Source organism: Mameliella sp. LZ-28 (genome assembly GCF_012274245.1).
Taxonomy (GTDB): Bacteria; Pseudomonadota; Alphaproteobacteria; order Rhodobacterales; family Rhodobacteraceae; genus Antarctobacter; species Antarctobacter albus.
Genome location: NZ_JAANYX010000003.1, coordinates 73,761 through 94,958 on the forward strand (window position 1 = coordinate 73,761; position 21,198 = coordinate 94,958).

The window sequence follows — 21,198 nt, forward strand, 5'->3', positions numbered from 1 at the left end:
CCTTTGCCGGTCGGCACGGGCCGACCGCGCATCTGCGCCCCAAATGTCCAGACTGATTTCAAACATGATCCAGGCCCTCGCCGATGCGCTGTCCGAGCGCGGCTACGAAACTTTGACCGCCGTCCAGGAGGCCGTCACCAATCCCGACCTCGAGGACAAGGACCTGCTGGTCTCGGCCCAGACCGGATCGGGCAAGACGGTGGGCTTTGGCCTTGCCATCGCACCGACCCTGTTGGGCGAGGCAGAGTCAATGGAACCGGCAGCGGAACCCCTGGCCCTGATCGTCGCCCCCACGCGCGAACTGGCGTTGCAGGTGATGCGCGAGCTGGGTTGGCTCTATGCCAAGGCGGGCGCGCGGGTGACGACCTGTATCGGCGGCATGGACATGCGTGACGAACGCCGTGCGCTGGAGCGGGGGGCACATATCGTCGTCGGCACGCCCGGGCGTCTGCGCGACCACATCCAGCGCGGTTCGCTGGACCTGGGCAGCCTGCGCGCCATCGTGCTGGACGAGGCGGACGAGATGCTGGACCTCGGGTTCCGCGAGGACCTGGAATTCATGCTGGGCGAGGCGCCCGAGGACAAGCGCACGCTGCTGTTTTCGGCCACCGTGCCGCCGATGATCGCCAAGCTGGCCCAGCAATACCAGCGTGACGCGGTCCGCGTGACCACGCTCACCGGCGAGCGGCAGCACGCCGACATCGCCTACCAGGCGTTGCGCGTGGCCCAACAGGACGCGGAAAACGCCATCATCAACCTGCTGCGCTTTCACGATGCGCAGAATGCAATCGTCTTTGCCAATACCCGTGCGATGGTGAACCGCCTGACCGCGCGACTGACGAACCGGGGCTTTTCCGTCGTGGCCCTGTCGGGCGAGTTGAGCCAGAACGAACGTACCCATGCGCTGCAGGCGATGCGCGACGGGCGCGCGAAGGTCTGCGTGGCGACCGACGTGGCGGCGCGCGGCATCGACCTGCCTGGGCTGGAACTGGTGATTCACGCCGAACTGCCCTCGAACGCCGAAGGGCTGCTGCACCGTTCCGGGCGCACGGGCCGGGCTGGGCGCAAGGGGATTTCCGCCCTGATCGTGCCGCCCAAGGTGACCAAGAAGGCCGAGCGCCTGCTGAAATTCGCCAAGATTGAGGCCGACTGGATCCTGCCGCCCTCTGCCGACGACATCCTGCGCAAGGACGAGGAACGCCTTCTGGCCGATCCCGTCTGGGAGGCAGAGACCACGCCCGAGCAGGAGGCCTTCGCCGCCCGTCTGCTTGATCTCTACGGACCGGAAAAGATCGCCGCCGCCTACCTGGCGCTGCATCGTGCGCGCCTGTCCGCCCCCGAGGACCTGGCGGACCCCGACGCCCGCCCCGAGCGCAAGGAGCGCAAGCCTTTCGGTCCCAGCACGTGGTTCGCGCTGTCTGTCGGGCGGGGCGACCGGGCAGAACCGCGCTGGCTGTTGCCGCTCTTGTGCCGCGTGGGGAACCTGGACAAGGACGCCATCGGTGCGATCCGCATCCAGCAATCGGAAAGCTATGTCGAACTGGCCGAGGCCAGCGTTCCAGGGTTCCTCTCCGCGATCGGCGAAGGGGCGGAGCTGCAAGAGGGCGTGACGGTCCGCAAACTGGACAGCGCGCCGGAATTCACCTCTGCGCCGCGCAAGCCTGCCCCGGCCGGACGCAAACCTGACCGCCCGCAGGGCCACAAGAACCCGGCCCGGTCGGATGATCGCCCGAAGGGCAAACCGCGCCCGGAGCCGAAGGCCGAGGCGTCCGCTGCCCCGGTTGCCGAGGCGCCCGCATCTACGGCGCCCGAGGCTCCGGTCGCGCGCAAGCCGAAACGGCCCGACGGTGAGGCCCACAAGGAGCGGCGGCCGGGCAAGCCCGCCGCCGGCAAGGAAGGCCCCGGCAAGCCCAAGGGAAAATACACGGGCAAACCGGACGGCAGGTCCACGGGTAAACCCGGGGGCAAGCCCGGGGGCAAGCCCTTCGGCAAACCGGGTGGGGCGGGCCCGAAAGGACGTGGCGCCAAACCCGACGGCGGTCCGCGCAAGCCCGCGGCGCCCAAGGCGCAGGCCTCTGACACGTCCAAGCGGTTCACGCCTCCGGGAGCGGCTGGCAAACCGGGCAGGCCGCGCGCCGGCGGTGCGGGGAAAGGCCCGGGCAAACCGCGTAAGGGGGCAGGCGGCAACGAGCCGCCCCGGCGCGGCTGAGCCTCTAGCCCAGTTCCATCGTTGCGATGGCCTGCAGTGTCGGGCCGGGCGAGGGGGCCGGGCCACGGTACATGCGGGCTGTGGCAAAGCTTTCCTCAAAGCCCATGCCTTGCAGGTTTTGACCCAGGCCGCCGGGAATATCGGGCGTGTCGATGATGACGTCTCTGCACTCCAGCGCCGAGGCGGCCTGCCGGGCCAGGGTCAATGCCTCGTCGACGGTCGGGGCCACGATCGGGCCGATCTTGCAGCCATTCCGGCAAAGGCGGGCGGTGGCAAAGCCGGTGATCCCCTGCGGCCCCCGCAGCAAGACCGTTTTTCGGCTGCCTGACTGTGTTGTCCATTCTGCAAGGAAAGCGGGCCGGTCATAGCCGTTGGCCGCCCTGTCCAATCGCGTAATGGCATCCAGATCGGCCGCGCCGGCAAGACTCGCGGCGGTATCGCAGTGGTCCAACGTGCCTTCGAACCGCCGGGTGCGCCCGGCCAGCACGAAACCGGACTTTGCATAGTTTGCTTCTTGCGCGGGCACGCCGTCTAGCCCCACTGTGCGCGCCCCGGCGTGGGTCAGCGCCCGTGTCCACAGCGCATAGCCGATTCCCCGTCCACGATATTCCGGCAGGCAGAGGTAAAGCCCAAGAAACGCCATCTGCGGCGAATGGTTCACGACGGAAATCGCGGCAACGGTTTTTCCGTCCACCTCTGCCACGAAGAACCCCTCGGGGTCCGCCGCCTGAAAGGCCTGCGCATCCGCCAGCCCGGGGTTCCAGCCCTCGTCGGCGGCCCAGTCTAGCATCAGCTCGATCTCTTCCAGCGTCGCGGTTCGGCAATTCGGCTGTGTCATCTTTTCAGGGCCTCGCGCAGGGAGGTGGGCGGTTGCGTGACGTTGCGCAGATCCAGCGAGGCCACGAGATCCAGAAGGTGGCTTTTCATCAGTTGTTCGGCCAGGGCGCCGTCCCGGTTGGCAAAGGCGTCCAGCAGGGCGTGATGCGCCTGCGTTTCGCACAGCGCCGCCCGCCGCCGCCAATAGAGCGCGATGATGAGCGACGAGCGCGAAATCAGTTCCGAGATGAAGCCTTGGACCGTCGTCTGATCGGCGATGCGCGCGATCTCGACGTGGAATTGCCCCGACAGGAACAGGGCGCGGCCATTCTCTCCGGCGTCGAGCGCCTCGTGCTCGCTGGCGATATTGCTGCGCAAAAGCGCCAGGTCCTCGTCCGTCATCCGCTCTGCCGCCGAATGCGCGGTGCGCGGCTCCAGCAGTGCGCGCGCCTCGAATACCTCGCGCGCATCTCGCACGGTGGGTTGCGCGACAAAGGCGCCCCGGTTGCGCTTCAGCTCGACCAGTCGGCGGTGTGACAGCGCCAGCAGGGCAGCGCGGACGATGGTGCGGCTGATGCCATAGGCCTCGGCCAGCTCATCCTCACCCAGCTTGGTGCCCGGGGGCAGCCTGTGTTCGTGAATCGCGTGTTCGAGGTCCGCGGCTACGGTGTCGCTGGTCCAATGCTTCGTTTCAAACTTGTTCATGTCACTCTGTGCCAACGACCACCTCTGCGTTCCGTTATTCCGATTCGGCGGCCTGGGGACAAGCGGGCGCTGGGACGCAGCCTTGCACGCATGATTGTATACGAAATTGCGTTCATTTTTGCGCACAGCGATGCCGCGAATGCTCAATTTTTGCCCGATCCGTGTTTCGCGGGGGTCGGGAGGCTGAAAACGCTCCCCCATCCCGGCAAGAGCGCAACAAGGTTTCCCTGACAGGCAAACGGGGGCGTCATGCGCACAGGATATGATCTGGAACTGGTTCACTTGACCAAACGCTATGGCGAAACTGTCGCCGTGCGTGATCTGAACCACGTCTTCGCCCCGGGCAGCTATGTCTGTCTTCTGGGACCGTCGGGGTGTGGGAAATCCTCGACCCTGCGGATGATCGCCGGGCACGAAGAGGTCAGCGACGGGTCGATCCTGCTGGACGGTCATGACGTGGCGCCACTGGCGCCCGCGCAGCGGGGCACCGCGATGATGTTCCAGAACTATGCGCTGTTTCCGCATCTGTCGGTGCGCGACAACGTGGCCTTCTCCCTGCGTATGAAAGGCGTTGACCGGTCCGCCCGGCACAAGCGGGCGGACGAATTGCTGGCGCTCGTGGACATGACCCATCTGGCCGACCGCTTGCCGGCGCAGCTGTCCGGTGGACAACAGCAGCGTGTGGCGCTGGCGCGTGCGCTGGTGACGGAACCCAAGGTGTTGTTGCTGGACGAACCTCTGTCCGCGCTTGACCCGTTCCTGCGCATCCGGATGCGGACAGAGCTGAAAAAGCTGCAGCGCGAGCTGGGGATCACCTTCATCCACGTCACCCACGGTCAGGACGAGGCGCTGGCACTGGCCGATGAAATCGTGGTGATGAACGACGCGGTGATTGAACAGGCAGGCCCCGCGCGTGAGGTCTGGGCAAAGCCACGTACGGAGTTCGTGGCCCGGTTCATCGGCGGTCACAACGTCATCACGCTGCCCCAAGGCAAGGTCACGGTGCGCGCCGACGCGGTACAACTGGCAGACGAGGGCATGGCCGCCACGGTCATGGCGATCGAGTACCAGGGCGCCTCTGTCGCCGTGTCCACGACCACGGAAGGCGGTGACGAGGTGTTGGCGCTCTTGCCCGAGGACCAGTTCTTTGCCGCCCCCAAGAATCCCGGCGATGCCGTTCGGCTCAGCTGGGACGAGGCGCGGCTGCATCGCCTGACCGCCTGAAAAACGCGGTTCGGCAAGCGCCGTTTTCGAGATCACGCATCAACCACCAAGACAAGACGACTGAACAGAGAGGACAAGACTATGGCTAAACCCAAGGTTGGATATACCCGCCGTTCGCTGCTGAAGGCAGGCGGCGCGGCCGTCGCGGCGACAACCCTGCCCGCGCCGATGCTCTGGGCGCAGGACACCAAGGACATCGTGCTGCGCCAGTTCGGCACCGGCGTGTCGAACCTCAACGACGTGGCCAAGAAGGTGAAAGAGGACCTGGGCTTCACACTGGAAATGACGGCGCTCGATTCCGACAGCGTCACCCAGCGCGCGGCCACCCAGCCCGACAGCTTTGACATTGCCGACATCGAATACTGGATCTGCAAGAAGGTCTGGCCGACCGGAAACCTGCAGGCGATGGACACCTCGAAGATCGCCAACTACGACAAGATCGTGGGCATTTTCCGTTCGGGCAAGCTGACACCCGACAGCGAGATCGCGCAGGGCACCGCACCGCATACAGTGGGCTTTGTCGACGGCCCCGGCGGCACCAGCTTTGCCGACGAGGAAACCGGCTGGATGACCCTGATCCCCACGATCTACAACGCCGACACGCTGGGCATCCGCCCCGACCTGATCGGCCGCCCCATCGAAAGCTGGACCGAGCTGCTGAACCCCGAGTTCAAGGGCAAGGCCTCAATCCTCGACATTTCCTCGATCGGCATCATGGACATGGCGATGGTCTGCGAGGCGATGGGCGAGATCCAGTACGGCGACAAGGGCAACATGACCCGCGACGAGATCGACAAGACGATGGCGATCTTCACCGAGGCCAAGCAGAACGGCCAGTTCCGCGCCTTCTGGAAAACCTTCGACGAAAGCGTGAACCTGATGGCCTCGGGAGAGGTCGTGATCCAGTCGATGTGGTCGCCCGCGATCACCGCGGTCAAGTCGCGCGGCATCCCCTGCGTCTACCAACCCCTGAAAGAGGGTTATCGCAGCTGGGGCGGCGGTATCGGCCTGTCGTCCTCGCTGTCGGGCATGGAGCTGGACGCCGCCTATGACTACATCAACTGGTATCTCTCCGGCTGGGTCGGCGGCTACCTGATGCGCCAGGGTTATTACTCGGCCGTGCCGGAGACCTCCAAGGACTTCATGACCGAAAACGAGTGGGGCTACTGGTTCGAGGGCAAGGAAGCCACCGACGTCATCACCTCGCCCACCGGCGACAAGCTGGCCGAGGCCGGAGAGGTCCGCGACGGCGGTTCCTTCTACGACCGCATGGGCAGCGTGGCCTGCTGGAACGCCGTCATGGACGAAAACCAGTACATGGTCCGCAAGTGGAACGAATTCATCGCGGCATGACGCGGTGAATGGCCGGGTCCGTTATCCCCCCGGTCCCCTTCAGATCCCCGGGCCGTACGCGGTCCGGGGGTCATCCTGACCAATTCCCGATCCGGGCAGACCCCTGCGGAGGCCAGATGGCTGCGACCCCTCTCAAGAACCGGCATGTCCTGGGCTGGCTGATGGCCATGCCCCTGTCCGTCGTGCTGTTGGCCTTTCTGATCGCGCCCATCGTGATGATCGCCGTCGTCAGCTTTTGGGGCGCGACGGAATTCTCGATCTACCCGGCGTTCCAGTTCGACAACTATGAATTCCTGTTCGGATCGCCCGTGACCTACAAGGTCTTCGGCGCGACGCTGAAATACGCGCTGATCACCTGGGCGCTGACCTTGGCCATCGGCTTTACCGTGGCCTATTTCCTGGCCTTCCATGTCCGCAGCCTGACCATGCAGATCGCGCTGTTCCTGGTCTGCACGATCCCCTTCTGGACCTCGAACATCATCCGCATGATTTCGTGGATCCCCTTCCTGGGGCGGAACGGAATCGCCAACCAGACGCTGATTTCCTGGGGCGTGATCGACGAGCCGCTGGAATGGCTGCTCTATTCCGACTTCTCGGTCATCCTGGCCTTTGTTCACCTCTATACGCTGTTCATGGTGGTGCCAATCTTCAACACCATGATGCGCATCGACAAATCCCTGCTGGAGGCGGCGCGCGACAATGGCGCCAGCGGCTTTCAGACGCTGGTGCACGTGATCCTGCCGCTGACCAAGCCGGGCATCATGATCGGAACCATCTTTGTCGTCACGCTGGTGATGGGCGATTTCATCACCGTGCGTTTCATGTCCGGCTCGCAGCGCGCCAACGTCGGGCGGCTTATCTCGAACGACATCGCGCTGCTGCAATACCCTTCGGCGGCGGCGACAGCGGTGGTTCTTCTGTGCACGGTCCTGATCGTGATCGCGATCCTGCTGCGCTTTGTCAACATCCGCAAGGAGCTGTGATCCAATGGAAAAACGTCCCCGCAGCTTTTACGTCCTCGCCGCCTTCTTCGGCCTGTTCGTGCTGTTCCTCTACGGGCCGATCCTGACCATCGGTGTCCTCAGCTTCCAGGGTCCGAGGGGCGGCCTGACCTTCCCGATGAACGGGGTCTCGACCCACTGGTTCCGCGACCTGTTCCAGGAACAGGCGGTGGGTGACATCTGGGGTGCCTTCCGGCGCAGTTTCGGCCTCGGGCTTATGGTCATGGTGACGACGGTCGCCGTCTCGGTCATGGCCGGTCTGGCCTTCCGCAAGCGCTTTGTCGGTTCCGCCCTGGTGTTCTACGCGGCAATCACCTCTCTGGTGATCCCGTCGATCCTGATTTCGCTGGGCGTCGGGCTGATCTTCAACCAGCTGGGGCTGAAGGTGCACTGGGCCACCAGCGGTTTCGGGTCACAACTGACATGGACGCTGCCCTTTGGCCTGCTGATCATGTTCGCCGTCTTCAACCGCTTCGACCAGAGCTATGAAGAGGCGGCGCGCGACCAGGGGGCAAGCGCCTGGCAGACGATCCGCTTTGTCGTGCTGCCGATCATCGCGCCCTCGCTGATCGGGGTGGCGCTCTTCGGATTTACGCTGAGCTACGACGAATTTGCGCGCACGCTGCTGACGGCGGGCAGCTACAACACGCTGCCGCTGGAGATCTTCGGCATGACGACCAACGTCACGACCCCGGTGATCTATGCGCTGGGCACGCTGACCACGGTATTCTCCTTTGCCATCATCGGGCTGTTCTTGCTGACCGTCTGGGTCATGGGCAAGCGCCGCGCGCGGCTGGGATCGGACGCGGGCAAGGGCGTATGAAGATCGCCTACATCAATCCCAATGCCACCGCTGCCATGACGGATGGCATCGTCGAGGCGGCGCGGCTCGCCCTGCCCGGGGCAGAGATCTTCGGCATGACCAACAGCGACGGGCCTGCCGCCATCGAGGGTCCCGAGGACGGCGCAACCGCCGTTCCGGGCCTTCTGGCCCGGCTGGGGCCGGCGCGGGATCAAGGCGCGGATGCCATCGTGATCGCCTGTTTCGACGACACGGGACTGGCAGAGGCGCAGGCACAGGCCGGCTGCCCGGTGTTGGGGATCGGACAGGCCTCCTATGTCATGGCACAGCTGTTGGGGTTGCGGTTTTCCGTCGTCACCTCCTTGCCGGTCTCGATTCCCGTGATCGACGAGAACATCGACACATCGGGATTTCGCGGTCTTTGTGCCTCTGTCCGGGCCAGCGGCCTGCCGGTGCTGACCATCGAGAAGGGCGCGCCCGAGACCGTCGCCCGCATCGCGGCCGAGATAGAGGCCGCGCGGGCGGAGGACGGGGCCGCCTGTGCCATCCTGGGCTGCGCTGGCATGGCGCCGTTGACCCCTGAACTGGCGCAACGGACCACGATCCCGTTGATCGACGGGGTGGCCGCCTCGGCCCTGCTGGCGCAGGCGGCGGCGGGGTTTCTCGGCAGAGGCGGGTAGCCGGCAGGCGCCTGCCGGCGGTCCGGCACGGGTGGAATTGTGCCCGGATGGTGAGGCGGGTAGGCTGGCGCGGAACGACCGTGGCAGGTGCCGGGACGGGCCTGCCTGTCGCGGTGCCCGACAAAGCCGGAGGCCCCGCAGATGCCCGAAGACCAGACACTCATCATAGGCCTTTTCGCGGTGATCTTCGTGCTTCTGGTCTGGGGGCGTGTGCGCTACGACCTCGTGGCCTTCGGGGCGCTGACCCTGGGCGCCATCCTTGGGCTGGTGCCCTCGGACGATGTGTTCTCGGGCTTCGGCCATTCTGCGGTGGCCATCATCGCGCTGGTCCTGATCGTCAGCCGGGGGTTGTCCTCGTCGGGGGCGGTGGAACTGATCGCCAGCCGCGTGATCGACCCGGAACGCCCCTTGCCCCTGCATATCGCCATCATCGGCAGCGCGGGCGCCGTCCTGTCAGCGGTCATCAACAACGTGGCGGCGCTGGCGCTTTTGATGCCGCTGGACGTCGAGGCCGCGGAAAAGGCCAAGCGCGCGGCGGGGCAAAGCCTGATGCCGCTGTCCTTTGCGACCATCCTGGGCGGCATGGTCACGCTGATTGGGACACCGCCGAACATCGTTATCTCCGAGTATCGGCAGGACGTCCTAGGCCAGTCCTTCTCGATGTTCGATTTCGCGCCAGTGGGGCTGACGGTGGCAATCGCGGGCATCGTCTTTGTCGCGCTCATCGGGTGGCGGCTCCTGCCGTCGCGCACCTCGATCGCCGAACAGGGGCAGGCCTTTCGCAAGGGGCGCTATGTCGCCGAACTCAAGGTCGCCGAGTCTGCTGGTGAAAAGGATATCACCGTCCTGTCCCTGTACCCCACCGCCGAGGATACGGACATCCACATCCTGGGCCTGATCCGCCACGGCAAGCGCCGCCCCGGGCTGGCCAGCCGCGAAACCCTGCAGCCCGGCGATTTCCTCGTGGTCGAGGGCGAGCCCAAGTCCATCGAGGCCTTCATGGGCAAGGCATCGCTGGAGTTCGCAGGCTCTGAACAGCACGAGGGCGGGGTGCTTGCGCCGGGCCTGGCCCTGCGCGAGGCCATCGTGCCCGACGATGCGCGCATCAATGGCCACACGGCCCGCAGCCTCGGCCTGCTGCATCGGCACGCGGTCACACTGCTGGGCGTCTCGCGCGAGGGGCGGCGGTTTCAGGATCGTGTCCGTCTGTTGCGGGTCAGGGCGGGGGACGTGCTGCTGTTGCTGGGCACGCCCCGCAACGTCGAAAGCAGCATGGAATGGTTGGGCGTCCTGCCCATCGAAGGCCGCCACACCGAGGTGATCCAGCGCCGCAAGGCCGGCCTGTCGATTGCGGTTTTCGTGGGGGCCGTCGGGCTGGCCGTGGCCGGCCTGTTGCCGCTGGCCGTGTCGCTGGCAGCGGCGGTCATTGCCTTCCTCCTGCTGGGCCTTGTCACCGGGCGCGAGGTCTACAATTCGATCGAATGGAAGGTGATCGTGCTGCTGGCCAGCCTCATCCCGCTGGCCGAAGCCTTCGAAAGGACCGGAGGCGCGGAATTGCTGGCCGGTCAGATCCTGGTCCTGACGGCGGACAGCGCGCCCTGGGTCAGCCTTGCAGTTCTGATGCTGGTCACGATGACCATGTCCGATTTCCTGAACAATGTCGCGACGACACTGATTGCCGCGCCCATCGGCCTGTCGATTGCCAGAACGCTGGACGCCAACCCGGACACCTTCCTGATGGCGGTCGCGGTTGCGGCCTCCTGCGCCTTTCTCACGCCCATCGGGCACAAGAACAACACCATCATCCTTGGCCCTGGCGGCTATCGGTTTTCCGACTACTGGCGCATGGGTCTGCCGCTGGAGGTTCTGGTGATCGCGGTGTCGATCCCGGCCCTGTTGCTGTTCTGGCCGATCTGAGGGGCAGGCCTCCTCAGGCCTGCCATTGCTGCGCGTCGCGGACAAGGGCCGCGAACCGGTAGAACCCATGCGCCATCTTCGAATAGGGCGTGGTCAGGAACAATGTCAGCACCGCGCCCAGGTGCAGGGCCAGCATGGCGGGCACCGCGCCGGTGCCGCTGACCGCATAGAGGATCAGCCCGGTCAGGCCGGTCAGCCCCAGCAGCAGCACAAAGGCCATCTCGCCGCCCCAGGCCTTTTGCGCCCCAAGCTGCGGATCGGCCTTCAGCTTCAGCCCCGCCAGACCGAAGGCGCCCAGCGTCAGGAGCAGCCCACCCGGCACGCCCAGCAGCTTTGGCAGGCTGAGCAGGCCATAAGGCGCCTCGAGCCCCAGCAGGTAATGCATCAGCGTGCCCGAGGAGGTGGAGGCGAAACACAGCAGGAAGCCCCAGAAGGTCGCCTGGTGGGCATGGCGCCGGGCCTGGCTGTAGCGGTCGCCCTTTTCAAAGTTGCAGCCCTGTCCCTGGCCGCCGTCGAGGTTCTTCAACTGTCCGGCGCGCAGAGCGGCGCGACGCAGGTGTGTCCAGCGGACCGGCGCCCCGCCGACGTCGCGCCAATAGGCCCGCAGGCCCAGGGCAAGGACCACCATTGGAAAGAGGAAGGCGGGCAGAAAGATCGCCACCATGACCGTGTGGGACAGCACCGCGTAGAACCCTTCGCCGTTTGCCGGGGTCAGCATGGCCTGTGCCAGGAACAGCAGGGCAATCCCCGCAACCAGCGCGGCGGACAGGGCCACTCCGTGCCTCTGGAACAGTGCCCCAAGCCCCCTGGGCCTGCCGTACCTGTCCCAGCTGTCGACCCGCACGTCGGCCAGCGCCTGTGGCAGGTTCAGCGCGAATTCATGCGGTTCGGTGTATTGGCACGAGTAGTAGCAACCCCGGCAATTGTGGCAGAGGTTCGCGATCTGCACGATGTCCCCGTCGCCAAAAACCCGTTCTGCGAACATGGCCGGGAAAGCGTCGCAGAACCCTTCGCAATAGCGGCAGGCGTTGCAGATCTCGACCTGGCGGCGGGCCTCTGCGATCGTGTCGGTCGAGGGGGATTGCGTGGCGGCGTCAAACGACATGGGCGGCGGCCTCCTGTCCTGCGATACGTCCGAAGACGGTTCCGATGGTCATGCCGAACCCGGCAAGATAGCCCTGTCCCAGGATCGAACCGGCCATCATCTCTCCGGCGGCCCAGATGTTGGCATAGCGCCCATCCGGCCCGCTGACGCGGGCGGTTTCGTCCACCTTCAGGCCCAGGTAGGTGAAGGTCACGCCGGGGCGCAGGGAATAGCCGTAGAAGGGCGGCTCGGCGATGGGGCGGGCCCAGTTCGTCTTGGGCGGCTCCACCCCTTCTGTCGCCAGCCCGTCCAGTTCCTGGGGCGAAAACGTCCCCTCGCCGCAAGCGGCGTTGAAGGCCTCGACCGTCTGGGTCAGCTTGTCGGCGGGCAGACCCAGCTTGTCGGCCAGTCCGGCGATGGTATCGGCCTTTTCCGGCGGAAAGACCGAGGGCATGAACAGTTCGACAGAGCGCGAGTCGATGATTGAATAGGCCACCTGGTCGGGCTGTGCGGCCACCAACCGGCCCCAGATCGCGTAGCGTTTCGGCCAGACGTCCTCACCCTCGTCATAGAACCTGTCGCCGTCGCGGTTGACGACGATGGAAAAGGGCACACAGTCCAGCCGGGTGACGATCCCGCCGTCGTATTTCGGCGCCCGCCCGTCGATGGCCACGGCGTGACATTGTGTCGGATCGCCAACGCTTTCGGCGCCCTGGTCCAGCATATCGGCCAGCACGACACCGCGATTGTAGCGCGTGCCCCGGATCAGGAAGTTGCGCGCCGAGGGGCCCCATGCCCGTGCCAGCCAGTCGATGTCCGACTGGAACCCGCCCGACGCCAGCACCAGCGCCCGGCCCGGGATGCGCAGGCTCTCGCCATCCAGCGTGACGTCCAGCGCCTCGAACCGGCCGTCCGCGATATGCACATGGGTGACCTGGGCCTCGTATCGGACGGTCACGCCAAGGTCCTCCAGCGTGTTGTAGTAGGCGTTCACCAACGCCTTGCCGCCGCCCAGGAAAAAGGCGTTGGTCCGGCTCAGCGACAGCGTGCCCGACAGGGAGGGCTGAAAACGCACGCCGTGGCGTTCCATCCAGGGCAGGCAGTCCTCGGATTGCCGGATCGCGAGGCGGGCCAGCCCTTCGTCCGTCTCTCCCTTGGTGACGCGGATAAGGTCGTCGAAATACTCGTCTTCGCCGTAGCTGTCGGTCAGGACAGACAAGGGACCGCGATGCATGCAGCGAAAGTTGCGGGTGTGGCGAGAGTTGCCGCCGCGATAATCCTTTGGTGCACCTTCCAGGACCAGCACGCGCGCGCCGGCCTCGGCGGCCTCGATCGCGGCGCAAAGCGCGGCATTGCCGCCGCCTGCCACGATCACGTCCCAGCCGGCTTTTTCGATCCCGCTCATTCCGTCACCTCCCGTCGGTATTGCCGCAGGCGGACCTGCAGCGCCGCCTCGATGTGATCCCGCATCAGCCGCTCGGCCCCGTCCTCGTCCCGCGCGCGCAAGGCCTGCAGGATCGCCTCGTGTTCGGCCACGGCCTTTTCGAACCGGGTGTCCTCGGCCAGGGTTGAACGACCGAGGATCAGCAGGGTCTTCTGCACCGCCTCGACCGCGCGGATCAGGAACCGGTTGCGGGCGGCATTCAGGACAACGCGGTGAAACTGGGCGTTGGCCTCGTAGGCGGCGCCGATCTGTTCGGCGTCGCGCATCTCTTCGTTGATGGTGGCCAGTTCTGCCATCTCGACCTCCGAGACGGAGCGCGCGGCAAAGCGCGCCGCCGTACCTTCAAGGACCGCGCGCATGGCGTAAAGCTCTGTGATCTCCGCGTAATCCAGCTGGCGCACCACCAGTCCGCTGCGCGGGACATGTGTCACCAGGCCGTCGGCCTCCAGCCTGTGCACGGCTTCCCGGACCGGGGTCCGAGAGACCCCGTATTTCGCCGCCAGCTCGGTCTCGATCAGCCTGTCGCCCGGACGGATCGAGCCCTTGCGGATTTCGGCCACGATCCGGCTGTAGGGGTCGGCGGCCTGCCTGGTCTTGTTGTCCGTATGCTCCATGTGCCTGTCCATGATCGTGATGTGCTCATATGTATACGCTTGTATCCACGCGGGTTCAACCCGCGCCCGGGACTGCCTTGGCCAAAAACAAAAGGGCCCCGGTCGATGCCGGGGCCCAGGGGCGTTGTCACTTTCGGGTCGAGACGCGGGCGGCCCTCAGGCCGGTGGTTTCACCCCCGCCGGGATCGGCGCGACAGCGGGCGCAGCGCTTGGACGATTGGCGCGTTGCCCGGCCCAGACAGAGCCCAGGACGATCATGGCGCCGACCGCCTGCACTGGGGTCAGGGCTTGTCCCAGCCAGGCCCAGCCCAGGATCACGGCGGTCAGGGGACTCATCAGCGACAGCATCGAGATGGCCCCGGGTTCGATCCGCGCAACGCCCCGGAACCAGATCACATAGGTTGCGGCGGCCCCGACCAGGCCCAGCCAGGTCAACCCGGCAAGGTTGGTGGCGGTCAGCGGGGGCAGCGGTGGCTCGACGATCAGCGCGAGCGGCAGCAGGATCAGCCCGCCCGCCGTCAGTTGCCAGGCGGTAAAGCTGAGCGCGGAAACAGGCGGCTGCCACTTGCGGCTCAGCACGGTGCCCGCCGCCATCGAGGCCGCGCCGCCAAGACCCGCGGCCACGCCGACCGGGTCCAGCCGGGCCTCGGGGCCGATCAGCAGCAGGGCCACGCCCAGGACCCCCGCCGCCGAAGCGGCGACCGCCCCGGCCCGGATGGGCGTCCCGAGCCAGCCCCGTGCCATCAAAATGACAATCATGGTCTGAACAGCGCCCAGCGTCGCGGCGACTCCGCCGGGAAGACGGTAGGCGGCCACGAAGAGCAGCACCCAGAACAGGGCAAAGTTGAAACTGCCCAGCAAAAAGGTCCGGCCCAGCCATGCGCGTGGCGGCAGGCAACGCGTGACTGTCAGCAGAAGGAGACCGGCGGGCAGGGCGCGCAGCGCGGCAAGCGTGACGGGATACCCGTCCGGCAGGGCCTCGGTCGTGACAAGATAGGTGCTGCCCCAGATCGCCGGGGCAAGCGCGGTCAGGAAAATATCGGTGGTACGTGACATGTTGGGCTTCCTTGTAGGCGGCTCACCAGGGGCGGTCAAAGGGATGCGGCGGGCGAAACGGGCAGGGGGTTAGTCCGATGTCGCGCAAGAGGTGGGGTGGAAGGTCGCGCAACTCTGGCGATCGGGGATTGCGGCGGAAAAGGTGGAAACGCATGGGCGGCTCCCTTCAGGCCAGGATCTGTTGCGCGGTGCGGATCTGCGCGGCCAAGTCCTCTGTCGGGCCATTGACCAGGCGGGCGCCCGTGTCGCGGATGATGAGCGCGGGGATGCAACGGACTTGCAGCGCGCGGGCCACCTGGCGGTCGGCCTCGACGGCGCTTGCGGTGTCGGGGTCGGCGAGGTGCCGGGCAAAACCCGCCGCCTCGAATCCGGCGTCACGCGCGACCTGCAGGACCGTTTCGGGATCAGAGATGTCTCGGGCTTCTGACAGATGGGCGCGTTGCAGGTGGTCGAACATCCGCCAGTGCCCCTCCTGTCCGTCCAGCCGTTCCGCCGCCTTGCATCCCAGCGCGGCGGTCAGGCCGTGGGGATAGTCGAAAGAGGCGGCGCGCATTGCCTCGATGTCGATCAGTCCGGGTTGGTCGCTGACCTGCCGACAGGCCGTCCAATGGCCCAGGATCGTGTCCCGCGCCGCCTGTGGCGTGCCCCAGCGAGCGGCCATCTCGGCACGGCTGTCCTGCAGGACAAAGCTGCGGTGCCGGATCGTCAGGTCGAACTCTTCGGCAATCGTGCGCATCCGCGACGAGATGTTGAAGCACCAGCAGCATACGACGTCATGGAAGAAGTCGATGGTCAGGGTGGGCATCACGCGGCCTCCCCTTGTCGCTCGGCACCGGCCAGGCGCGCGGCGATCCGGGCCACGTGGGCCCCCTGGAACCGCGCCCCGGAGAGGTCGGTTTCCGTGGGCGTGCGCGATCCGTCGGCTCCGGCGATGGTCCCGGCGCCGTAGGGGGCGCCGCCGATGATGCGGTCGGCGGTGGTCTGACCGGCAAAGGTATAGGGCATCCCGGCGATCAGCATTCCGAAGTGCTGCAGCGGGATCTGGAAGGACAGCAATGTCGCCTCGTGGCCGCCGTGCTGCGAGCCGGTGGAGGCAAAGACACCCGCCACCTTGCCGACCAGCGCATTGCGCGCCCAGAGGCCGCCCGCCTGGTCCAGAAAGCTCTTCATCTGACCGGCCATCATGCCGAACAGGGTCGGCGTGCCGAACAGGATGGCGTCGTAGGCCTCAAGGTCGGCGGGCGTGGCCAGGGGCGTGTCATCCTCGATGAACCCGGCCTTGCGTCGGATCTCCTCGGGGACGGTTTCGGGCACCCGGCGCAGGTCGACATGGGTGCCGGGCACGCTGCGGGCGCCGTCTGCCTCGGCCTGTGCCAGGGCGCGGACATGGCCATAGCTGGAATAGTAGAGAACAAGAACACGGGTCATGGGGATCCTCTTGGGCTTGGAATGGTGATGCCCTCGAAGATCGTGGAAAGCGGGCGCCGGAATAACCGGCCCGCGCGCAAATCATTCTTTACGCTGGTTGAAGAATGTCAGCCCCGCAGCGCCGTGCCCAGGTGGTCGAGAAAGGCCGTTACCCGCGCGTCCATCCCAAGCCGAGATGCGGTGACCGCGAAAATATCCGGTGCGGTCAGTTCCCAGTCGGGCAGAATACGTACCAGTTCCCCGCGTGCTTCCGGCGCGTCTGATACGAAATCGGGCAGGGTGCCGATGCCGTGGCCCGCGATCAGCAGGTCTCGCAGGACCAGGCTGTTGCCGACACGCACCGGCGGGTCCAGGTCGACGGTCCGGGTGCCGCCCGCGCCGTGCAGGGTCCAACTGTTCAGGTGATTGGCCAGCAGGAAACCGACAACCCGGTGACCTGGGATCTCTTCGGGGGCCTTTGGCGTCCCGGCCCGTTCTAGGTAGGCGGGCGCGGCAAAGATCCTCTGCCGGATCGTGCCCAGCTTGCGCGCGACAAGGGCGGAATCCGGCATGGCCGAGCGAATGCGGATCGAAACGTCGAACCCGCCTTCGACCATGTCGACCACGCGGTCGTCCAGCGACAGGGTCAGCTTGAGATCGGGATAGGTGTTCAGGAAATCGGGCAGGAAAGGCGCGATGACCGCTTGCCCGAAAGAGGACGAGGCATTCACCCTGAGATGCCCGCGCACTGCTCCGGCTCCATCGCGTATGCGGGTTTCGACACGGGTCACGGCATCCAGGATGCCGCTGGTTTCATCGTAGTACAGGCGCCCGGCATCGGTCAGCGACATCGACCGAGTGGTCCGTGTCAGCAGCGTGCTGCCCAGGCTTTCCTCCAGCAGCTTGATCTCCCGGCTGAGCAGCGCGGGTGAGACGCCAAGGTCCTCGGCGGCACGGGCAAAACTGCCGCGCTCGACGATGCGGCGAAAGGCTTGCATGACGGAAAGCTTGTCCATCGTGGCGCGCTCCCGCTGTCAGGCGGCCCGCGAAGGCCGTTTGCCTCAGCCCTGGCTGCCGACCCGCGAGAAGCTGCAGTTCACGTTGGCGCCGCTCTCGATGGTCAAGGTGGTGTAGGAAATTTCTCCGGACACCTGCGCGCCCGCGCTCAGCTTGACGTCGCCGCCCAGGATCTGGCCCTCGAACTTGCCGGTCACGATGATCGTGTCGGCGCGCAGCTCTCCGACGGCAGAGCCGCCGGCCTCGATGGTGATTCCATCCGCCCGGATGCGCCCGTCGGCATGGCCGACCAGCTCGAAGTGGCCCGGGATCGTCAGGTCCCCGACCAGCTTGGCCCCTGCTGCCAGGTGAGAGCGTGCTTTGGTGGCGGAGGTGGTCTGTGACATGTTTCAACTTTCAAAGGCTATGATGCATTCGGGCCAAAGCATCGGCGGCCAAGGACCCCTGCCGGGACCATAGTCAGCTTTGCCCGTCCCAGTTAACCAAAAAAAGGCCCGGTGCAGACCAAAATGAACGGGTGATGATGCGCGGTCGCAGATTCCCGCCGGGGGACCCTTGGCGGCACAGGGAGTAGCGGTCCAGTTTCGTGAAACGATAGGTCAGGGCCGGGCCGCCCGGCTGGTCATAGGCCAGGACGGCTGTGACCATCGCGAAGGGCTCGGCATAGCGCCCGGTGCGCAACCCTCCGGCGTCCGGCGGCTCGAACCCGGCATCGCGGATCAACTGGCCCGCCTGCCGTTTCGCCTGAGGATCGTCACCATAGGTCAGCAGGTGCGGGGCGGGGGCCTGTCCCTTGCGTGCAAGGATCGGCGCGAAGCTTTCCGACGGTGCCGTGTTGAATCAACTGACCCGGCGGGCCTGCGGGCGCATCCGCGCCAGTTCCCCGGCGCCAGAGGTGTCGGGGCCAAAAACAAGGGCCTCGTTGGCCTCGTCAGCGGCACGCAGCAGTTCAGCACCAGCTTGCCCGCCAGATCGCCAGCCTGTGACAGCACATCGTCGACGCGCGACCAGTGCACGGCCAGCAGGATCGCCTCCGCCTGTTGCACCGCCTGGGAAACCGGCGCATGGGCGCCGCCGGTCTCGTCGGCAAGGCGCGCCAGCTTGTCCGCGCTGCGGGCATAGCGGAACGTCACCGCGTGCCCCGCCCGTGCCCAGACAGGGCCCAGTGCCGCTCCCATCAGGCCGGATCCCAGAATCGCGATCTTCATCTTCTGGCTCCTTGGTTGGGCGGGCCTTCAGGCCCGCCCGTTGCGGATCAGTCTGCGCGATTTTTGAATACCTCCTTGGCCACCGGCATGGCCGAGAAGACATGGGGCCAGCCCGCGTAGAAGGCCAGGTGCGCCAGGACGCCCCCTGCCTCTTCCTGCGTCAGCCCGTTGTCCATCGCGCGGTTGAGGTGAAAGCTCATCTGGTCGGGCTGGCCTGCCGCGATCAGCGCGGCGACGGTCACCATGCTGCGGTCGCGCGGTGCCAGGTCCGGGCGCAGCCAGAGGTCGAGGAAAAGCAGTTGCTCCGTGTAGTCGACCACGCCCTTGCTGGTTTCGCCATAGGTGCCCTGCACAAAGCTCTGGTGCGCGGCTGCGGCTTCTTCGTTCAGGGGCAACAGGTCCGGATCGGCGACGGGCAGGTCTTCGGCGGCAACGCCACGGGCCTCGAACACCGGGGCCTATGCGCGCGCGGCGGCGGTGGCATTGCCCCAGCCGGTGTAAAAGGCAAGGTGCGTGATCCTCTCGGACAGTTCCGCCGGGGTCACGCCCGCGTCCAGGGCAAGGGCCGCGAACGCGCCCAGGTCTTCGGTTTCGTGCCGGGTCATGAGCGCCGCAAACGTCACCAGCGCGCGGTCCCGCTGGCCCAGTTCCTCGCCCGCCCAGACCGTGCCGAACATGTCGTAGGTGCTGTAGGTGTTCATCGCGGGGGCGACATGGCCCACGGCGTCGGGCGTCGTCGTCGCCAGGTCCTGGGCGGTGGCGGCGGTGCTCATCAGCGCAAGGGCAGAGGCGGCAAGGGTCGTCTTCATGGAACATCCTTCCTGTTCAGCGTTACCCCGAACAGGTGGTGCCTCTGCCTGCGATCTTAATGCCGCATTGAATCACTGCACTCATGACTGCGCCTCATCAATCCTCAGGCCTTTTCGCGCAGCGCCTCCAGCACGACCTCGAAGGCCGAGGAAGAGCGCTGGCGGCTGGGATAATAGAGATGGAAGCCGGGGAAGGAGGGGCAGAACGCGTCCAGGCGGGTTTGCAGGCCGCCCGCGTCCAGGTGGGGCGGGCCAGCCGTTCCGGAACCAGCGCCAGACCATGCCCGTCGCAGGCTGCGCGCAGGACCGAGTTGATCGTGTTGAAGGTCGTCTGGCCCGACACCTTGACCTGGATGTCCTTGCCTTAGTCGTCCTCGAACTCCCAGGCGTAAAGCGCGCCGCGGTTCGACAGCAGCAGGTTGATGCAGGCGTGTTCGGTCAGCTCTCCGGGCTCGTCCGGCAGGCCACGGGCCTTGAAATCGGGGGGGCGCCGACGCAGATCATGCGCTCATCGGGGCCGATGCGCATCGCGATCATCCCCTCGGCCACCTGGTCGCCATAGCGTACGCCCGCGTCGCAATGCGCCTGGGCGAGGTCGGTGTATTCGTATTCCATCACCAGTTCGACGTTCACCGACGGGTATTTCTTCAGCACTGGTGACAGTTTCGGCCAGAGGATCGACTCGATGGCGTATTCTACCGCGACGATGCGCAGGGTGCCCTTGGGCTCGTCCCGGGTTTCGTTGAGCGCCGATTGCGACACGCTCAGCCGCGCGGCGGCGCGGGTGAAACTGCGCTCTTCCGCGACGGCGGCAAAGGCGATCAGGTCGTTGATTTTCTCGCGGATCATGAGGGAGTCCGGTGTTTGTGTGTCGAAGATCACGGGATCTCCCTCATTAGATTCGCACCCTGTTCATGGGGGCGATGGAGAGTGCAGGCCTATTTCGACAGCCGGATCATCCGGTCGTCCGCGGCCCCGTCGCGACGCGGCGAACGGTTGCTGGTGTTGGCAAAGACCTGGTCGCCGACCACGACGACATCGCGGAGACGCCAATCGACCGGGTAGGCGCGCGCCGTGCCCTCCTCTGGCGTGATCGCAACGATCCCTCCGGCCCGAAGACCGGCCAGCAGCAGGCGTTCCCCGTCCCAGGTCAGGCCCGAGGCGGCCCAGGTGTTGCGCCCGGAATGGACCAGCGGGTCTTGCATTCCCTCGCGGGCTTCGTCGCCTTGGATCACTGGCCAGCCATAGTTCTGGCCGGCGTCGATCCGGTTGACCTCATCATGGCCGGATTGCCCGTGTTCGGCGGCATAAATCTGTCCGTCTGCGCCCCAGGCAAGCCCCTGCGGATTGCGATGTCCCAGCGAATAGACCGGCGAGCCGGGAAAGGAATTGCCCGCCAGGCTGTCCATGTCCTGCGGGCGCTGGCGGTTCTCTGTCCAGCCCGTCGTGACATAGAGTATCCCGTCCGGGCCGAAGGCCACGCGCCCGCCGTTGTACAGCGGATGGCCGGGGATATCGTCCAGCAGCACGCGCGTCTCGCGCCAACTGACGCCGTCGCGCACGACCTCGATCACCCGGTTTGACCGCGCCTCCGGCGTGCCGGTGTGGTGATAGAGAAACGCCCGTCCGGTTTCCTCAAAGTCCGGACGCAATGCCAGCCCCATCAGGCCACCGCCGCGATCGTCCAGGATCGGCGCGCTGGTGATGATAGGCAGGCGGGCAAAGCGTGTCCCGTCGAACAGGTCCAGCGTGCCCGCCTTTTCGGTGATGTAGAATATCCCGCCGTGCGCTTCGATGTCCCAGGGGTAATCGAGCCCCTCCAGCACGGTGTCCGAGACACTGGCGGCCAGCG

23 protein-coding genes are annotated in these 21,198 nt (G+C 66.1%); 7 read left to right on the forward strand and 16 right to left on the reverse strand.

From position 1 onward, the window contains the following. Positions 1 to 64 precede the first annotated feature (64 nt). A complete protein-coding gene (locus G9Q80_RS02320; RefSeq protein WP_088716433.1) occupies positions 65 to 2,209 on the forward strand; it encodes a DEAD/DEAH box helicase in 2,145 nt (714 codons plus the stop codon). A gap of 4 nt (positions 2,210 to 2,213) precedes the next feature. Here G9Q80_RS02320 and G9Q80_RS02325 read toward each other — a convergent pair whose 3' ends face one another. Both G9Q80_RS02325 and G9Q80_RS02330 read right to left on the reverse strand, forming a co-directional pair. Beyond that, positions 2,214 to 3,047, reverse strand: a complete 834-nt coding sequence (locus G9Q80_RS02325) for a GNAT family N-acetyltransferase (protein ID WP_088716432.1) — start codon at positions 3,045 to 3,047, stop codon at positions 2,214 to 2,216. Further along, entirely contained in the window at positions 3,044 to 3,730 is a 687-nt protein-coding gene (locus tag G9Q80_RS02330) for a GntR family transcriptional regulator (protein ID WP_088670745.1), read from the reverse strand. Before G9Q80_RS02330 ends, G9Q80_RS02325 begins: the two co-directional genes overlap by 4 nt. A 249-nt stretch (positions 3,731 to 3,979) precedes the next feature. Here G9Q80_RS02330 and G9Q80_RS02335 point away from each other — a divergent pair, with 249 nt between their 5' ends. From G9Q80_RS02335 to G9Q80_RS02360, 6 genes are all read left to right on the forward strand, one after another. Next, a complete protein-coding gene (locus G9Q80_RS02335; RefSeq protein WP_074623008.1) occupies positions 3,980 to 4,954 on the forward strand; it encodes an ABC transporter ATP-binding protein in 975 nt (324 codons plus the stop codon). Between the two features lie 81 nt (positions 4,955 to 5,035). Then, entirely contained in the window at positions 5,036 to 6,307 is a 1,272-nt protein-coding gene (locus G9Q80_RS02340) for an ABC transporter substrate-binding protein (RefSeq protein WP_088716431.1), read from the forward strand. A 116-nt stretch (positions 6,308 to 6,423) separates the two neighbouring features. After that, positions 6,424 to 7,290: an ABC transporter permease gene (locus G9Q80_RS02345; RefSeq protein WP_088716430.1), complete on the forward strand. Its 867-nt coding sequence runs from the start codon at positions 6,424 to 6,426 to the stop codon at positions 7,288 to 7,290. 4 nt (positions 7,291 to 7,294) lie between these two features. After that, complete coding sequence (locus G9Q80_RS02350; RefSeq protein ID WP_088716429.1) at positions 7,295 to 8,131, forward strand: ABC transporter permease; 837 nt, start codon at positions 7,295 to 7,297, stop codon at positions 8,129 to 8,131. Then, positions 8,128 to 8,790 carry an aspartate/glutamate racemase family protein gene (locus G9Q80_RS02355; RefSeq protein WP_088670749.1) on the forward strand — a complete coding sequence of 221 codons (663 nt, stop codon included), beginning with the start codon at positions 8,128 to 8,130 and terminating at the stop codon, positions 8,788 to 8,790. Before G9Q80_RS02350 ends, G9Q80_RS02355 begins: the two co-directional genes overlap by 4 nt. 141 nt (positions 8,791 to 8,931) lie before the next feature. Further along, the gene (locus tag G9Q80_RS02360; RefSeq protein WP_043144837.1) at positions 8,932 to 10,707 is read left to right on the forward strand and encodes an SLC13 family permease; all 1,776 of its coding nucleotides are present in this window, start codon (positions 8,932 to 8,934) and stop codon (positions 10,705 to 10,707) included. A gap of 13 nt (positions 10,708 to 10,720) precedes the next feature. Here the strand turns inward: G9Q80_RS02360 and tcuB are convergent, their stop codons facing one another. The 14 genes from tcuB to G9Q80_RS02420 all read right to left on the reverse strand — a co-directional run bounded on the left by tcuB (position 10,721) and on the right by G9Q80_RS02420 (position 21,172). Then, the gene (gene tcuB / locus G9Q80_RS02365; RefSeq protein ID WP_088716428.1) at positions 10,721 to 11,812 is read right to left on the reverse strand and encodes a tricarballylate utilization 4Fe-4S protein TcuB; all 1,092 of its coding nucleotides are present in this window, start codon (positions 11,810 to 11,812) and stop codon (positions 10,721 to 10,723) included. Continuing rightward, complete coding sequence (gene tcuA / locus G9Q80_RS02370) at positions 11,802 to 13,196, reverse strand: FAD-dependent tricarballylate dehydrogenase TcuA (RefSeq protein ID WP_088716427.1); 1,395 nt, start codon at positions 13,194 to 13,196, stop codon at positions 11,802 to 11,804. Before tcuA ends, tcuB begins: the two co-directional genes overlap by 11 nt. Next, a complete protein-coding gene (locus tag G9Q80_RS02375) occupies positions 13,193 to 13,849 on the reverse strand; it encodes a GntR family transcriptional regulator (RefSeq protein WP_088716426.1) in 657 nt (218 codons plus the stop codon). Before G9Q80_RS02375 ends, tcuA begins: the two co-directional genes overlap by 4 nt. Before the next feature lie 156 nt (positions 13,850 to 14,005). Further along, on the reverse strand, positions 14,006 to 14,905 hold the full coding sequence (locus tag G9Q80_RS02380; protein WP_088716425.1) for an EamA family transporter: 900 nt from the start codon (positions 14,903 to 14,905) through the stop codon (positions 14,006 to 14,008). Between the two features lie 166 nt (positions 14,906 to 15,071). Next, complete coding sequence (locus G9Q80_RS02385) at positions 15,072 to 15,710, reverse strand: DsbA family oxidoreductase (RefSeq protein WP_088716424.1); 639 nt, start codon at positions 15,708 to 15,710, stop codon at positions 15,072 to 15,074. Further along, positions 15,710 to 16,333 carry an NAD(P)H:quinone oxidoreductase gene (gene wrbA, locus G9Q80_RS02390; protein WP_088716423.1) on the reverse strand — a complete coding sequence of 208 codons (624 nt, stop codon included), beginning with the start codon at positions 16,331 to 16,333 and terminating at the stop codon, positions 15,710 to 15,712. Before wrbA ends, G9Q80_RS02385 begins: the two co-directional genes overlap by 1 nt. Before the next feature lie 107 nt (positions 16,334 to 16,440). Further along, positions 16,441 to 17,328, reverse strand: coding sequence for a LysR family transcriptional regulator (locus tag G9Q80_RS02395; RefSeq protein ID WP_088716422.1), 888 nt, complete (start codon positions 17,326 to 17,328; stop codon positions 16,441 to 16,443). Positions 17,329 to 17,373: 45 nt separating this feature from the next. After that, positions 17,374 to 17,715, reverse strand: coding sequence for a bactofilin family protein (locus G9Q80_RS02400; protein WP_052244708.1), 342 nt, complete (start codon positions 17,713 to 17,715; stop codon positions 17,374 to 17,376). A 73-nt stretch (positions 17,716 to 17,788) separates the two neighbouring features. Then, positions 17,789 to 18,052: an NAD(P)-binding domain-containing protein gene (locus G9Q80_RS27780; protein WP_198550027.1), complete on the reverse strand. Its 264-nt coding sequence runs from the start codon at positions 18,050 to 18,052 to the stop codon at positions 17,789 to 17,791. Positions 18,053 to 18,093: 41 nt separating this feature from the next. Next, entirely contained in the window at positions 18,094 to 18,537 is a 444-nt protein-coding gene (locus G9Q80_RS27785) for an NADPH-dependent F420 reductase (RefSeq protein WP_198550026.1), read from the reverse strand. Positions 18,538 to 18,584: 47 nt separating this feature from the next. Further along, positions 18,585 to 18,989, reverse strand: a complete 405-nt coding sequence (locus G9Q80_RS27970) for a carboxymuconolactone decarboxylase family protein (protein ID WP_232788294.1) — start codon at positions 18,987 to 18,989, stop codon at positions 18,585 to 18,587. Between the two features lie 6 nt (positions 18,990 to 18,995). Then, positions 18,996 to 19,346, reverse strand: a complete 351-nt coding sequence (locus G9Q80_RS27975; RefSeq protein WP_232788293.1) for a carboxymuconolactone decarboxylase family protein — start codon at positions 19,344 to 19,346, stop codon at positions 18,996 to 18,998. A 438-nt stretch (positions 19,347 to 19,784) separates the two neighbouring features. Further along, positions 19,785 to 20,195, reverse strand: coding sequence for a LysR family transcriptional regulator (locus tag G9Q80_RS27980; RefSeq protein ID WP_232788292.1), 411 nt, complete (start codon positions 20,193 to 20,195; stop codon positions 19,785 to 19,787). A gap of 89 nt (positions 20,196 to 20,284) precedes the next feature. Further along, positions 20,285 to 21,172 carry a PQQ-dependent sugar dehydrogenase gene (locus tag G9Q80_RS02420; protein WP_232788291.1) on the reverse strand — a complete coding sequence of 296 codons (888 nt, stop codon included), beginning with the start codon at positions 21,170 to 21,172 and terminating at the stop codon, positions 20,285 to 20,287. Positions 21,173 to 21,198 lie beyond the last annotated feature (26 nt).

Bases quoted from the DNA above. Each gene is read 5' to 3' on its own strand.
- G9Q80_RS02400 (WP_052244708.1), bottom strand. From the start codon at position 17,715: ATGTCACAGACCACCTCCGCCACCAAAGCACGCTCTCACCTGGCAGCA.
- G9Q80_RS02360 (WP_043144837.1), top strand. From the start codon at position 8,932: ATGCCCGAAGACCAGACACTCATCATAGGCCTTTTCGCGGTGATCTTC.
- tcuA (WP_088716427.1), bottom strand. From the start codon at position 13,196: ATGAGCGGGATCGAAAAAGCCGGCTGGGACGTGATCGTGGCAGGCGGC.
- G9Q80_RS02375 (WP_088716426.1), bottom strand. From the start codon at position 13,849: ATGGAGCATACGGACAACAAGACCAGGCAGGCCGCCGACCCCTACAGC.
- G9Q80_RS02335 (WP_074623008.1), top strand. From the start codon at position 3,980: ATGCGCACAGGATATGATCTGGAACTGGTTCACTTGACCAAACGCTAT.
- G9Q80_RS02345 (WP_088716430.1), top strand. From the start codon at position 6,424: ATGGCTGCGACCCCTCTCAAGAACCGGCATGTCCTGGGCTGGCTGATG.
- G9Q80_RS27785 (WP_198550026.1), bottom strand. From the start codon at position 18,537: ATGAAGATCGCGATTCTGGGATCCGGCCTGATGGGAGCGGCACTGGGC.
- wrbA (WP_088716423.1), bottom strand. From the start codon at position 16,333: ATGACCCGTGTTCTTGTTCTCTACTATTCCAGCTATGGCCATGTCCGC.
- G9Q80_RS27980 (WP_232788292.1), bottom strand. From the start codon at position 20,195: ATGATCCGCGAGAAAATCAACGACCTGATCGCCTTTGCCGCCGTCGCG.
- tcuB (WP_088716428.1), bottom strand. From the start codon at position 11,812: ATGTCGTTTGACGCCGCCACGCAATCCCCCTCGACCGACACGATCGCA.
- G9Q80_RS02380 (WP_088716425.1), bottom strand. From the start codon at position 14,905: ATGTCACGTACCACCGATATTTTCCTGACCGCGCTTGCCCCGGCGATC.
- G9Q80_RS02325 (WP_088716432.1), bottom strand. From the start codon at position 3,047: ATGACACAGCCGAATTGCCGAACCGCGACGCTGGAAGAGATCGAGCTG.
- G9Q80_RS02340 (WP_088716431.1), top strand. From the start codon at position 5,036: ATGGCTAAACCCAAGGTTGGATATACCCGCCGTTCGCTGCTGAAGGCA.
- G9Q80_RS27975 (WP_232788293.1), bottom strand. From the start codon at position 19,346: ATGAAGACGACCCTTGCCGCCTCTGCCCTTGCGCTGATGAGCACCGCC.
- G9Q80_RS02385 (WP_088716424.1), bottom strand. From the start codon at position 15,710: ATGCCCACCCTGACCATCGACTTCTTCCATGACGTCGTATGCTGCTGG.
- G9Q80_RS02330 (WP_088670745.1), bottom strand. From the start codon at position 3,730: ATGAACAAGTTTGAAACGAAGCATTGGACCAGCGACACCGTAGCCGCG.
- G9Q80_RS02320 (WP_088716433.1), top strand. From the start codon at position 65: ATGATCCAGGCCCTCGCCGATGCGCTGTCCGAGCGCGGCTACGAAACT.
- G9Q80_RS02355 (WP_088670749.1), top strand. From the start codon at position 8,128: ATGAAGATCGCCTACATCAATCCCAATGCCACCGCTGCCATGACGGAT.
- G9Q80_RS02350 (WP_088716429.1), top strand. From the start codon at position 7,295: ATGGAAAAACGTCCCCGCAGCTTTTACGTCCTCGCCGCCTTCTTCGGC.
- G9Q80_RS02395 (WP_088716422.1), bottom strand. From the start codon at position 17,328: ATGGACAAGCTTTCCGTCATGCAAGCCTTTCGCCGCATCGTCGAGCGC.